At 46.8% G+C, this 14,930-nt stretch carries 10 protein-coding genes; 1 reads left to right on the top strand and 9 read right to left on the bottom strand.

Annotated elements, in window-relative coordinates; all coding sequences use genetic code 11:
• Positions 1 to 32: 32 nt before the first annotated feature.
• Positions 33 to 3,113, bottom strand: coding sequence for a copper amine oxidase N-terminal domain-containing protein (locus MKX40_RS03735; RefSeq protein WP_339239497.1), 3,081 nt, complete (start codon positions 3,111 to 3,113; stop codon positions 33 to 35).
• 316 nt (positions 3,114 to 3,429) lie between these two features.
• Here MKX40_RS03735 and MKX40_RS03730 point away from each other — a divergent pair, with 316 nt between their 5' ends.
• Complete coding sequence (locus tag MKX40_RS03730; protein WP_339239495.1) at positions 3,430 to 4,398, top strand: hypothetical protein; 969 nt, start codon at positions 3,430 to 3,432, stop codon at positions 4,396 to 4,398.
• Positions 4,399 to 4,520: 122 nt separating this feature from the next.
• Here the strand turns inward: MKX40_RS03730 and MKX40_RS03725 are convergent, their stop codons facing one another.
• From MKX40_RS03725 to MKX40_RS03690, 8 genes are all read right to left on the bottom strand, one after another.
• Complete coding sequence (locus tag MKX40_RS03725) at positions 4,521 to 5,108, bottom strand: GNAT family N-acetyltransferase (protein WP_339239494.1); 588 nt, start codon at positions 5,106 to 5,108, stop codon at positions 4,521 to 4,523.
• A gap of 50 nt (positions 5,109 to 5,158) precedes the next feature.
• Positions 5,159 to 6,451, bottom strand: coding sequence for a threonine ammonia-lyase IlvA (gene ilvA, locus MKX40_RS03720; RefSeq protein ID WP_339239493.1), 1,293 nt, complete (start codon positions 6,449 to 6,451; stop codon positions 5,159 to 5,161).
• A gap of 63 nt (positions 6,452 to 6,514) precedes the next feature.
• Positions 6,515 to 7,405, bottom strand: a complete 891-nt coding sequence (locus tag MKX40_RS03715) for an alpha/beta hydrolase (protein ID WP_339239492.1) — start codon at positions 7,403 to 7,405, stop codon at positions 6,515 to 6,517.
• Positions 7,406 to 7,771: 366 nt separating this feature from the next.
• On the bottom strand, positions 7,772 to 10,063 hold the full coding sequence (locus MKX40_RS03710; protein WP_339239491.1) for a glycoside hydrolase family 3 C-terminal domain-containing protein: 2,292 nt from the start codon (positions 10,061 to 10,063) through the stop codon (positions 7,772 to 7,774).
• Between the two features lie 336 nt (positions 10,064 to 10,399).
• Positions 10,400 to 11,005 (bottom strand): alpha/beta hydrolase, encoded by a 606-nt coding sequence (locus tag MKX40_RS03705; protein WP_339242908.1) that lies wholly within the window; start codon positions 11,003 to 11,005, stop codon positions 10,400 to 10,402.
• Positions 11,006 to 11,019: 14 nt separating this feature from the next.
• Positions 11,020 to 11,973, bottom strand: coding sequence for a ring-cleaving dioxygenase (locus tag MKX40_RS03700; RefSeq protein ID WP_339242907.1), 954 nt, complete (start codon positions 11,971 to 11,973; stop codon positions 11,020 to 11,022).
• 268 nt (positions 11,974 to 12,241) lie between these two features.
• Positions 12,242 to 13,324, bottom strand: a complete 1,083-nt coding sequence (locus tag MKX40_RS03695; protein ID WP_339239490.1) for a hemolysin family protein — start codon at positions 13,322 to 13,324, stop codon at positions 12,242 to 12,244.
• A gap of 240 nt (positions 13,325 to 13,564) precedes the next feature.
• On the bottom strand, positions 13,565 to 14,902 hold the full coding sequence (locus tag MKX40_RS03690) for a hemolysin family protein (protein ID WP_339239489.1): 1,338 nt from the start codon (positions 14,900 to 14,902) through the stop codon (positions 13,565 to 13,567).
• Positions 14,903 to 14,930: the final 28 nt, after the last annotated feature.

Here is a 14,930-nt window from a genome sequence, read left to right as displayed (position 1 = left end):
ACCCTGTATAGAGGATGGCTCTTAATGGCAGTTCACTGACCAGTCCCAGAAGGAGCCGGTAAAATCTCAAATGCTTCTGATGTACTGACGGAAGTATATTTCGTCGGCTCACTTACCACTGAGACTACCAAAACTTTGTATTTTCCTACTCCAAAAGTTGCATCATCTGAATCCTTGGCGGAAATTCCAATATCCACTGTTGCTAAAGGATTACCACCCGTACTAACATCTTTTAAAGCTTTCCCAGTAGTTCCTGAGCTTCCCTCTTCTTTAACGATATACACATCGTAGCGAGCAATGCCTGTTTCATTTGGTTTAGTGAAACTTACACTAATGGAAGAAGCACTTACAATTGCTTTTAGATCTTTTACACTCTCAACAGGCGTAATTGTCTGTTTCTTCGCATTAATCGTGAATGTAGATGAAGCCAAACTTGATTCACGATTATTATCGTTTGATTCAGATAAAATATACACCGTGTATGATTTGCCTGCTTCAATTTTTTGACCATTGATATCAGACAGTACACTCGGAAGTGTGGCAGTGCCTCCAGATGTTTCCACAGATTTTATTGTATTGGAGTTGTTTTCTTTCGCTATGTTCTTCGCTACATTGAGCCCAAATGCGCTTCCTGTCGGAGCAACCATAACAACATAACGTCCGATCCCTACTTTGGAATCTGGTTCCGTGTATGTCAAAGTCACATCCGTTACATCTCCAGCTGCTTGCTCTTCTTTCTTAACTTCAACATTAGTGATTTTAACTTTCCCAACTTCACCAGTTACAGACAACCTAAGATCATAATAGACCGTAGATAGAGCATTCGAAATAGTACCGGTATTGCTCACCGCCAGTACAAATATACGATAGTCTTCATCATTACGAATATTTGAACCATCTGTCGTTTTTGCATTCTCTAAAGTCAAAATGTAGTTTCCGCTTCCTCCGTTTTTACTCTGGAGGGTAAAATTAGGATTCCGATTCGCTTCTGCCAGATCAAATCCACTTACATTCGTTTTCTTTACCACAAATACACGGTAGTGATGAACATTAGTCTCATTCGCCGATCTATTAAATGTCACACTTATGTCGCTACCATTACCATTATCGCCGATATCCGTTGCTGTAATGATTGTTGGTGCAGTCAATACAGCAGTTTTAGATAATATGATTAATGAAGAATAACTAGACAGTGCATTCTGGCTAGCATTACCACTGTTGCTCACCGATACAACAAATACACGATAACTGACACCTTCTTGGACTTTAGAACCGCTTGTATCATATGCATTTGGAAGCGTAACGGACAGGTTACCACCCGTTTTGTTCACCTGTGTGTAGTTGTTCGATGCATTAGCTGCGCTCAACGTGAAGCTGCCCACATTAGCGGAACGAACGACATATACTCGATAGGCAGAGATTCTGGATTCATCCGCAGCTTTGTTGAACGAAACCCGCAGATCACGGCCATCACCGTAGTCACTAATATCCGCAACAGCCAGATTACTGATAACTCCAGCATTACCGTTCGTTGTAAGTCTCAGCACAGTGGAGGAAGCTGACAGCGCATTGGTGTATCCATTTTGCTGATTGCCCACTGCCATTACGTAGATGCGATAATCTTGCAGATTCGTTACGTTATAACCACTTGTATCCTTCATGGATGAAGGCAATGTCGTTGTAATGTTGTTGCCTGTTTTGTTCACCGTATAATACAGACTGGAGGACAGATTGCTTGCTGTTGTCAGATTGAAGCTGCTGGCTACCGAGTTACGCACCACGAAGATGCGATAGTTCGCCACCTTGGACTCATCCGATGAACGGTTGAAACTCACTTGAATGTCACGACCATCTCCATAATCCGAGTTGTCTCTCACCTGCGTAATTACCGGAGAAGTTGCTGTGTTCACGGACAATGTAAGTGAAGAGGATGCCGCGGACAGCTTGCTGTCTGTTGTTGTATTTGTGCTTACAGACAAGATGTATACTACATATGCAGTACCGCTCTTAATCAATTCGCCGGACGTGTCCCGTGTCGAAGAAGTCAGCTGGCTTTTGACCGCAGCGGAGTTGCCTTTGTATATAATCGTGGAGTTTGCACTTGATACTTTGTTCGCTGCAGCCAGATTGAATGCAGAAGAGTCCTTCGCTTTAACAACAAATGCACGATAATACGTAATGTTCGATGTCGTGCTCGGCTGTGTGAAGTTGATCTCCAGATCGCGGCCATCGCCATAGTCACTAATATCTGCGGCACGCAGACTTGTAACTGCCTGTACTGTGGATTTCACAATATTGAGCTTCAATGCCTGGGAAGACCAGTTCAATGCATTTTTATAATTATTGTTGCTGTTGCCAACAGTCAGAACATACAGGCGATACGTTTCATTGCTATTAAGCAAATCCCCGTTTACGTCACGCGTCTGTGCATTAAGCGTCAGTTTCGGGTTGCTGCCATTCGGTGTTACAGATGTATAGTTCGCAGAAGGTACGGCCGATGCTGCCGACTCCGTGAAGGTATTCACATCGCGTGTTTTCACCAACATAATCCGGTAAGCAGAGACCGCCTTCTCCGACGTTGGACGTGTGAAGCTCACGGTCAGGTCACGACCATCCCCGTTACTTCCGGATACCGAACCATAGATGTTCCATGCAGCATATTGTGTCTCGTCCACTGGTGGCGTTGCCGTTGTCTTGATATCTACACGCTGATTGCGCGAGTTCCAGAATACTTTCTCTCCAAAAGCTTCACTGACAAAACGAATCGGAACCATCGTGTTGCCCTTAATCGTGTTTGCAGGTACATCCAGCGATATCGCTTCCCCGTTGATGTATGCCGTTTTGGAACCGAGTGTCAATGTAACTTCCTGATCGTCGCGAGTTGCAACAATCGTTTTGGTTCTGTTTGTGTACTGTACCTTCGCATCCAATCCTTCAAAAATCGACCGCAGCGGAACCAGTACACGTCCACCTTTCATCACAGGTGCCTGAGCAGATGATAACTCTGCATCATTAATATATATGCTGATCCTCGCAGCTGCATCCATAACCGACGTTGGAAGTGCGGACATCAGCATGGCCGATACAGCCAGCGCTGACATTACCTTCTTCACTTGTGTTCCTCCCGCTTTCCTCATATCCCATATCCCCATTCTCGCATGTAGTTAACATCGAAATAGATTCGTTGTTCTTTTCATTCATTCCTGTATTTACCTGTGCACAACTAAGACGTTCAGATCAGCTCAAAAGTTTCCAGTTGTACAAAAAATATTTTCGCAGAAATCTTCCTCTATCTTCCACCCTCCAAAAGTTAAAAATAACAGAAGAATTTGTCACTATTCCGCAACCTCATCCTGCCCCAATTGCGTTAATGTATAGTGACTAGTGAACAACGCCTATCATTTTCTTAACTACGGGAGGTTCATATCTATGACATCATCGTTCCAATCTGCCAAACGTAAAGGCATGCGTACTTTTATTACTGCAACCGCCGTCCTTATGCTGCTCCAATCGGCTGTCGCTCCATTATCCGGAGTTGCTTCTGCCGCTTCTTCCAGTACAGATTCCAAAGTCACAACTGCCAGTTCAACAACCATATATCAAACATTTCAGTCCATACTCTACAAAAAGAACGGCCTGCCTGCCGCGGATACTTATCTCGAATCTCATATCAAAAAAGTAACAAAATATCACGCCACCCTGATGGTGCTTCAATTGGAGAATGCTCGCCTGAAGGCGCTGAGTGCCATGACGGACCGCCTGCTCGTTCCTAACGTTCAGGACAAGATGCTCAAGGCATACAAGATGAATGATAGCTTCACCAAACTCATAGAGCGTACCCAGGACTCCGATCTGCGTGCACTGCTAAAAGAAGCCCGTGACAGCGGCTACCGCCTCGTCATGCTCGAAGGCTCCCTCTATCCCATAATGAATTATGCGGCATTCGTGAAATATTCATCTGATATTACAGCAGATATCTCAAGCTATATCAGTATCATGACGAAGGAAACGAAAAAATTGCCTGCGGATGACGGAGCTCTAATCATTGGCTATCAGGAAATTCTCCTTCGAGCACTCAGCCAGGAAAAATTTTTGGAACTCTATCCGAAATCAAATCGGGCCAAGCAGGTGCATAATCTGTTAAACAGTTATACCCTGTATACTTTTTATGGGCTGAACAATACACCGCTGTTTGATTATGACACGAACAAAATGGTTGCGAACGCCCAAAGAGGCTACAACGGCGTCTTGCAGCGTCTTGCATCCGTTGATAGTGAGTTCCTGACTAAGCTGGATGCCTTTATGGATGTGGTGAAAGAATCGAAGTATGAGAAAACGGCTGAAGTCGAGAAATGGCTGGAGCAGCATGTGCCGGTCAGCGATTATGCGAATTATTGAGTAATCTGTTCCTTGCCACATTAACATTGAGGCCTAAATATTTAGGCTACGTTACAACGTATCATTACAACAAAAAACCGCCACAGGATCTCCCTGTAGCGGTTTCTTCTTGGTTTCTTGCTCTATTGAAGTGGCTTGACCATATGATTATACTCATGTCCTGCGATGACAATGACATCGTCTTTGACATATCCCTGCCGTTCATAGAGCATTAGCGCACGGCCATTGTCCCGTTCTACAATCAGGGATACCTGCGAGTGACCCAGATCTCTGCCCTGCTGCTCAAAAGCAGCCATCAGTGCCCGGCCGATGCCCTGCCCCTGATAAGCTTCACTTACCGAGAGAGTATCCAGATAATACTCACCCGGGCGGGTTTCTTTAACCAAAGCATACTTCTCATCCCGACTTCGTCCAGGGCGATTCAGAATCGGCTGGTCCAGATGATCCGCTTCACCGCCATCATAGGCTACGAGAATTCCCGCCACAAGTCCATCCTGCTCCATCACTGTCACATGACGATAGCTAATCCGATTGTCTTCCTGTACATAGAAATCCTGCAAAATCTGCATCGCCTTATCATGATCCGCCTCACCCGCAAGCGCGTAAGCAATATCTCCTATCGCCTGGTACAGCAACGGAATGACTTGATCTACATCTTCTATGCGCCCTGGTCTGATTAGAGGAGATGTTTCTTGGTGATCTGATTGCATACTTCATTTCACCTCCGACTGCATGTCTGACTGCCTTCTTGAATAATTCATCAGATTAACATGTTGAACAGATTCAGGTTTTTGTTCAGCTCAGTATAGGCGATACCTTTGCGGTTCATACGTTCAATGAGCGGTTGGTAATCTTCCTTGTACATCAGCTCAATGCCCACCAGGGCAGGGCCATTTTCCTTATCATGCTTCTTCGTATATTCAAAACGGGTGATATCATCATTCTTCCCTAGAACTTCCTCCAGGAATTCACGTAAAGCTCCTGCACGCTGTGGGAAATTAACCATGAAATAATACTTCAGACCTTCGTAGATGAGAGAACGTTCTTTGATCTCCTGCATCCGGTCAATATCGTTGTTCCCGCCACTAATGACACAGACCACCGTCTTGCCCACAATTTGCTCACGATACTGCTCCAGCGCCGCAACTGCCAAGGAACCGGCAGGCTCAACCACGATTGCATTTTCATTATAGAGCTCCAGAATGGTTGTGCAGGCTTTGCCTTCCGGCACTTTCACAATGTCATCAAGTATGCTGCTGCAGATATCATAGGTCAGGTCGCCAACTCGCTTCACCGCTGCGCCATCCACGAATTTATCAATATCATCCAGCGTTACAACCTGTTTGCGGAACATCGCCTCACTCATGGAAGCTGCCCCAAGTGGCTCAACACCAATGATTCGTGTCTCCGGACTCACGGTTTTCATGTAGGTTCCCACACCGGCCGCCAGCCCTCCGCCACCAATCGTCACGAACACATAGTCGGCATTCTCATCGAGACTTTCCATGATTTCCATCGCTACTGTACCATTACCTGCAATAATCTTCGGTTGATCAAAAGGATGGATGAACGTCATGCCCTGTTCGTCACATGCACGCATCGCTTCAGCATACGCATCATCATACGTATCCCCGATCAGCACCACTTCAACGTTGTCACCACCAAAACGTCTTACCTGTTTCACCTTTTGGTTCGGGGTTGTACTCGGCATGAAGATTTTGCCGTTAATTCCAAGGGCATTACAGCTAAAAGCGACGCCTTGGGCATGGTTGCCCGCACTTGCACAGACAATACCCTTCTCCATCTCGGCTGGTGTCAGACTGCGAATCATATTATAGGCACCCCGAATTTTGAACGAGCGCACCACTTGAAGGTCTTCCCTTTTCAGATACACATTACAGTTATATTTGGCCGACAATACAGCGTCCCGCTGCAACGGCGTTCTTACAATGACCTCACGCAGCACATGATGTGCACGCACGATATCTTCCATGCCAACACTGGCACGGCCGGGATTTGTGGTTCCCGTTGGTTCTTGTTCAACTGGTTTCATGTTGTCTCCACACTCCGCTTTTATGGTCTAGCAATGTCGCGCACTGCTTTTCTTTGTATTGTATCACTTTTGTTCTGTTCTTGCGCTTGAGCTTACATCATTTATCATTCGTACAATTTCATCGATAATGACCTGAGGGTCTGTATATATAACCATATGTCCCGATTGATCTGCCCCACTCCATCTTGCATTGGATAGCTTGCTCACCGTCTGGCGATGCGCCTTGATGAGTGCAGGTCTGATTTTCCCCTCTCCCTTACCCGGTTTCGTACCCGAGATCACGCTGACTTCCAGATCACCCAGAGCCGGAGGATGTTCCAGCAGCGCTGCCATGTCAGTCAGAAATGTTTTGCCCTCCGCAAGCATCGTGCTGGCTGCTCGTAAAGTAAAATCTTCCTTGAGGTGATCCGCCGCCACATCGTCAGGCTGAATGCTTCCCGCTTTGCTGCCGAGCAACCTATATAAACCCGTACGTGCCATGATTGGAATAAGGAAACCATTGAAGGCAAAGCTCATCTTAGTAAGTTTGGAAAAATACATTTCGCAATGCTCGTCTGATGGATCCACCAGAATAATGCCACGTAATCGAGACAGATGTGCAGCCGCCGCTGCCCGTACGATCGGACCTCCCCAGCTATGTCCAACCAGAATGAAAGGCCCCGGACCCAGCGCAGTCAACAGTTCCCCAAGATCCCCTGCAATGCGTTCAAGGCTACGGGGAGCCGCGTCTACATCACTTCGTCCCGCCCCTGCCCTGTCATACACGACGGCGCGTGCATGCTCAGCAATGGCTGGTGCAACTAATCCCCAGTTCGATCTGGAGGCACCCATGCCGGATTCAAATACAACCGTAAATTCTCCTGTTCCCCTGGACATATAATGTAATTTGCGACCATCGCGGGTCTGAACAAACGCACTTGAGCCAAACGTATGTGAGCTAGAGTTAGGATTCATATTCCCCTCCTGATTACATCCATAGTCAACTTTCACCGATCTAATTGAAAATGATTATCAATTACTCCATTATAGAATACTCCATCCTTTACCACAACCATGTTGATTCATCAAAGTTACAGCCGTCCTGTCGTTTCCATCGCTTTATGTCACGTTGCAAGGATCACCACCCATCCCACCGTTTTCTCCCTTTTTTCCTTATGCAAAAAGAAAACCCGATCCACAATCGGATCGGGTAACTGTACCAGCCACTATGCGGCTGGTCCTCACATACACCTTCTTGTTGCTTCGTGCGCAGTTCCTGCACGGATTGCACATTCGCTTAATCCAAGGATGGTTGAATACTCGGTTTAAGGCTACTGCCCCTTATCCCCGAATACCATGATCCTTGTTGTTCAGCTGCTCCAGAAGCTCGTTCATCGCTTCTTCCGTCATGGCCCCACCGCTAAACGCAACCAGTGCACGCAGTGGCATATATTTCATCATTGCATCCATCATATCTGCATGATCACCCGCATCCTCGCCACCGAACCCGCTGGCTTCCTGGAATTGTTGCAAAGCCTGTTCGAGCAGCTTTTTATGGGCCGGATCACGCTGGATATCCCCCAATGTGCTGTTACGCGTATAGGTTGGAAGGAATGTCGCTGTAGACTCTACATTCACCCGTGTTTGCACATGGATGTCCCGTGAGGAACTGCCCACTTGAATCTCGAACTCTCCAGTCTCAACATGCCAGTCCTTCATATCTACATTGTAATAGGCGAATGAACGCTTGTTTAGTGTAAAGCTCACTACTTTTGACTCTCCCGGTTCAAGCGCTACTTTGGCAAAAGCCTTCAGTTCTTTGACTGGACGAATAACTGTGCTCTCTACGTCGCTGACATATAGTTGTACAATCTCCTTGCCCGCTCTGTCTCCGGTATTAGTGACCCGAACTTGCACATTCACCTCATCCTGATCGGTCAGTTCCGTGCGATCTACCTTCAGGTCGGCATATTCAAATGTGGTATAACTCAGTCCATAACCAAACGGGAACAGGGGCTCCAGCTCTTTTTTGTCATAATAGCGGTAACCCACAAAGATACCTTCCCGATAATCGACACGATCCCCTTCGCCCGGGAAGTTCAGATAAGATGGATTATGGCTGAGTTTGGCAGGGAATGTCTCTGCCAGTTTACCGGACGGATTCACCTCTCCGTACAACAGATCAGCTATCGCTCCACCAACCGCCTGTCCACCAAGATACGCTTCGAGCACCGCTTGCACCTTCGGCAGCCAAGGCATCTCCACTGGAGATCCGTTGCTCAGCACAACGACGACGCGTGATTGAACCTTCGCAATCTCTTCAATCAGCCGGATATGATTGTCAGGCAGGCGCAGATGGGAACGATCATACCCTTCGGATTCATAACGATCCGGCAATCCAACGAACACTACAGCGGTATCCGCTGATTGCGCTGCCTGGACAGCCTCATGCATCAATGTCTCATCCACATCATCCGCTTCAATCCGATAACCTGGGGCATAGGAGAAGGTTACACCTTCGCCAGCCACCCGTGTCATCTCTTCCACAATATCATCCACTTTGGTCGGATTAATGTGGGAACTGCCACCGCCCTGGAAGCGGGGTTTGCGCGCAAATGCTCCGATTAACGCCACTTTGCCTTCACGCCCCAGCGGCAGAAGACCTTCTTCATTTTTCAGCAAAACCATACTCTCGGCTGCCACCTTGCGCGCAAGTTGGTGATGCTCATCCTTGTTATATGTAGCCCCTTCTTTCTTTTGATCAACGGCATTGAAGATCAGCGTAAGGAGACGCTCCACCGCTCGATCCAGCTTGTCCAGCGGCAATTGTCCGCTCTCTACGGCATCAATCACTTTACGTTCACCAATTCCACCACTTGTTGGCATCTCTAGTTCCAGTCCTGCCGCAAGGGCGTCTGCACGTTCATTGACCGCGCCCCAGTCGGATACCACAAGACCTTCGTGTCCCCATTCGTCTTTCAGGATGTCGGTAAGCAACCATTCATTCTCACCAGCATACGTACCGTTCACCTTATTGTAGGAACACATCACCGTCCACGGCTGTCCATCCTTCACCGCACCTTCGAAGCTCGCCAGATAGATCTCACGTAGCGTCCGTTCATCTACTACCGCATCAATCGACATGCGCCGTTCTTCCTGATTATTGACTGCAAAGTGTTTGAGAGACGTACCCACGCCCTGACTCTGTACACCCTGAATATGACCTGTAGCCATCTGCGTGGATAACAACGGATCTTCGGAAAAGTATTCAAAATTACGTCCGCCCAGTGGGGAACGTTTAATATTCACACCCGGCCCAAGCAATACCGCTACATCCTCAGCCTGACATTCCTCACCCAAGGCTACTCCGACCTGACGCGCCAGATCCTTGTCCCATGAACTAGCCAGTCCTGCCGCAGACGGGAAACAGGTTGCGGGCACGCTCGACGTCAGACCGAGATGATCTGCACTGCCATCCTGCTTGCGTAACCCATGAGGTCCGTCCGTCACCATGATGGAAGGAATGCCAAGACGCTCCACCCCTTTCAGATGCCAAAAGTCCAGCCCCGAGCACATACCCGCTTTCTCCTCCAGTGTCATCCGCTGTACCAGTTCCTTGATGTTACGTTCCACATTAACCCCTCCAGTTCATGATGTTAGTACAATTTACACTGCACTCCGATGACAGAACACTTCGTTTCTTCAAGTTTTTTCTGTATTTTCCGTTGTCATGTAAATCTTTAGTTGGATTTAAGTAATATAACAAGAATACATCTTCAACTATTGATTATTCAAATGTTTACCCCATTCGTCACGCTTACATAACAGCAACTCTTCGTTTGCTTCACAAGCCAAAAATAAAATAAAAAACAGCCCGATTTCAATTTCATCAGGACTGTTTTTTTATTGCTTTAGCTTCACAATATTTGGGATTAATCATACCGCTCATTCAATAAGAAAATACCCAACTTACGCCTGTGTCTTAAACCAAGCTGCCGCAGCTTCTGCCTCGGTACGAGTCAACTGATGACCCTGACGCTCCCAATACGGGTTTACATCGGCACCTGCACCACTGAGCAGCGAAGCAAGTTCCTCAGTTTCACGTCTGGGTACAATTGGATCGTTCTCCCCTGCACCGATGAACACAGGCAGACCTTTCAGATCTGGCAATTCCAGACCACGCAGCGGTACCATTGGATGATGCAGAATTGCACCTTTGAATACATCCGCTTGATGGAAGATCAGGCTTGCCGCAATGTTGGCACCGTTAGAGTAGCCCAGTGCATACACGTTGGACCGATCGAAACCATACTCCACCGCAGCTGCATCTACAAAAGATCCCAGCTCTGCCGTACGAGCAATCAGATCTTCTTCATCAAAAATACCTTCGGACAAGCGGCGGAAGAAACGGGGCATCCCGTTCTCCGATACGTTACCTCGCACCCCAAGTATGCCAGCTCCTGGCGCGATCATCTCGGCAAGACCGATCAGATCGTTCTCGGTTCCGCCTGTGCCATGAAGCAACAGGATTGTTGGCGCATCCGGCTGAGCACCTGCTTTATAGATATGTTTCATTGTATTAGTTGTGGTCATGATTTGGACTCTCCTTTCCATTCACGTACTTCAATTCGTGGCAACAATTGTTCAATCTGTTCGCGCTGTGGTTCATACCATTCAGGCAACATCAGTTTCTCACCCATGCTCTCTGCGGGTTCATCCCGTGCAAATCCCGGAGGATCGGTAGCCAATTCGAACAGTATGCCTCCCGGCTCCCGGAAATACACAGCGTTGAAGTATTGACGGTCAATGACTGGTGTTGGATGATACCCGGATTGTTCAAGATCCTGCTGAATCTGCTCATGCTCCGTGTAGTCTTTGGCACGCCATGCAATATGGTGAACCGTTCCGGCTCCGCCAATCCCGCGTTGAATGCCTGTAGACTGAATGTCAATGATCTGGCCAATATCGCCGCTTGCCTGTAGACGAAGGAGTCCGTTCTCTTCACCAACCTGCTCCAGACCGAGTTTGCTCACCAATACATCCATGGTTTTCTCAGGAACGTGGCTGAACAATACCGCACCGCCGAATCCTTTGATGGCATGCTCCGGCGTCACACCGTTGAAACTCCAGCTGCTTGACTGACCACCTTCGCGCTCAACCAGTTCAAGCAACAGGCCACCTTTATCGAAGAAACGAATGTACTGCTCACCGAATCTCGTTTTATCTTCATACGGAATGTCGAAGGAAGTAAGACGTTCTTTCCAGAAAGACAAGCTTCCTACAGGTACCGCATATACAGTAACTCCAGTCTGACCTGAACCAATAACACCTCTTCTTGAATTCTGCTGTGGGAAAAAGGTGATGATTGTGCCCGGTGCACCCTGCTCATTCCCATAATACAAGTGATACACGTCTGGTGCATCAAAGTTAATTGTTTTTTTTACCAATCTGAGACCCAACACGCCTGCGTAAAAATCAACGTTTTTCTGTGCATCGTCTACAAAAGCTGTAATGTGATGAATGCCTGAAGTTCTGAACATAATCTCCACTCCCTTGGTTTTTAGTAGTATCATAAGTTAGATGCGCTTCTTTTATTTATTGTATTGCTTTTGTTATTTATCTTTAAATTAAGATTCTTTAAATTTATATTAATCCATTGCAACTCAATATGCAAGCTTTTATTTTAAAATTAAGATGTAAACCAAAAAGCAGGCCCCGATCACATCGGGAACCTGCTTTTATCGTTAGAAGAATTACGTTGCTTCACTTCGATACTTCGTTAATGCTGTAATTTCTTTTTAACACTGCTGCTTAAACCAATTTCATTCTTTTTGGAGGATTCACCAAATCTTTGTGCTCGTATTCATCCTTGATATCTCCGACAATCTCTTCAAGGATATCCTCCATCGTAACCATACCTACCGTAACACCTGCCTCGTTTTTCACGGTTGCAATGTGTACACGGCTTTGCTGCATCTGAATCAGCACGTCCTTGATCGGAGAACGCTCGGAGAAACTCGGCGTATTATGGACAAATGTCTCCATATTAAAGGCACGGCCTGCAGCCACACTTGTCAGCATTTCTTTGGTGTTGATGAAACCAACAAAATGCGTCTGATCTCCATTTGCAATAACAGGATATCTCGTGTATTCGTGTCGATTCAGCGTCTCAATGATCTGATCAAGCGGCATTTCTTTATTCAAGGTAACGATTTTATCTTTTGGAATCATAATCTCCTGAAGCAAACGCTCATCAAAAGCAAAAATGTTCTTCAGATAGTCCAGCTCCGTCTGGTTGATCTCGCCACTCTCATAGCTCTGTGCCATAATCAGCTTCAGCTCTTCTTCCGAGTGAACGGTATCATGCCCAGCAGGTTTTACACCAAATATGCCAAGCAACAGACGAGCAGCTCCATTCAGCCCGTAGATGAACGGATTCATGATTTTACCGAACCAGTACAGTGGTGGTGCCAGCAGCAGCGTCATTCTCTCTGCAAACTGAATCGCCAGTGTTTTCGGTGCCAATTCACCAATAACCACGTGCAGGAACGTAATAATCGCGAGAGCAATACCATAGGAAAGCACGGTAGACAATGCCGCCGGCACTTCCATGCGCTCAAATAGCGGGTGCAGCATTTTCTCAACGGTAGGTTCACCCAAGGCTCCCAATACGAGCGCCGTAATGGTAATCCCCAATTGACATGCCGACAGATAATAATCCAGGTTGTGCGCCACTTTTTTGGCCAGTACTGCCTTTTTGTTACCTTCCGAGATCAATTGATCGATTCGGGACATCCGTACTTTAAGAATTGCAAATTCGGCTCCAACGAAAAAGGCTGTCAGACCTATAAATACGGCTACTAAAAATAAATTCAAGGCTATTATTCCGTCCAATGATTTCCCTCAGGTTGAGGGATTCACCTCCATTAAAATTTAAAATAAGGTGCACGAGTGAAGTTCCGGTGACGGCTCGTTCTTCCAATCGCCATTGCCTCCCAATTTCGCTGATTGTTGTTTTCAGTGGTTTAAAATTGGTTTGCAAACGCGAACGCTGCGCTTCTTCAGAATCGATTCCGTCCCCTACACAGCTACGTTGTCAAAATATTTGAAGTTTCACAAGATTTTCGGCTAAGATCACGCCAGATCGCTTGCACCTTCCTCAACTTCAGCGCCATTCACTCGTTCCAGAAGAACTTGCTTGATGTGATAGTTCTCGGCGTCCACAACGGTCCAGACATAATCACCGTGTTCTACCGTGTCTCCTTTTTCCACACCCACACCCTTCTGGTACTGAATCCATCCGGCTACGGTATCCATCTCTTCATTTCCTTCAAAGCTAAGCCCAAACTGCCGCTCCACTTCATCCAAAAGGACCCGACCATTAATGAGATATTGATTCTCTCCGGTCTCCTGAATATCAGCCACCTCATCGGCATCGAATTCATCACGAATCTCACCGACCAGCTCCTCCAGAATATCCTCCATCGTAATGATTCCCGAAGTACCGCCGTACTCATCCACAACCACGGCCATGTGTACACGTTCCTGCTGCATTTTAATCATCGCATCCTGGATACGTGTAACTTCAGAAACGAATGGGATCTCGCGAACGAACTCGCTCAGTTGATACGATCTTGCAGCAACCATATCCGGCAAAATCTTCTTCACATTCACGACGCCGATAATGCGGTCCTTGTCCCCATCCTCGATGACAGGGTAACGTGAATAGTTATGTTCATCCAATATAGGAATAATATCGTCATAGGTCATATCCTGATCTAATGTCACCAGTTCCGTACGTGGTACCATGATGTCTTTGGCATCACGTTCGTCGAATACAAATACATTTTCCAGATAAGAAAGCTTGGTCTTGTTGTTCTCGTCACCTTCATAACTCTGGTTCATGATGATCTTGATCTCGTCTTCCGAGTAGGCTTGATCATGTTCGGCAGGCTTCACACCGAATCCCCGCAGAATAACACGTGAGGCTCCATTAAGTGCCCAGATGAACGGATACATGATTTTACCAAACCAATATAAAGGCGGCGAGAGCAATAACGTCAGTTTTTCCGAAAACTGAATCGCCAATGTTTTGGGTGCCATCTCACCAACAACCACATGCAAGAATGTGACGAGGATAAAGGCAATTGCATATGAGGCAATGGATGAGATTGAAGCAGGCACATCTAAATAATTGAATACCGGGTATAACAATCTCTCAACCGTCGGTTTTCCGAGTGCTCCCAGTCCCAGAGCGGTGACTGTAATACCGAGCTGACAGGCTGACAGATAATAATCCAGGTCCGAGACAACTTTTTTGGCGAGTACGGCCTTTTTATTGCCCTCGGCAACCAGTTGATCCACTCTTGATGTACGAATTTTGACTACAGCGAACTCCGATGCTACGAAAAATGCAGTCAATGCAATCAAGATAATAAGTAAAGCGATATTCAATATGGTAATTATGTCCAATGATTTCCCCGATTCTCAGGGATTCACC

The organism is Paenibacillus sp. FSL R5-0517 (assembly GCF_037974355.1).
In the GTDB taxonomy this organism is placed as follows: Bacteria; Bacillota; Bacilli; order Paenibacillales; family Paenibacillaceae; genus Paenibacillus.
The sequence above is the reverse complement of the archived record's forward strand: the minus strand, read 5'-3'. Positions and strand labels throughout refer to the sequence as shown.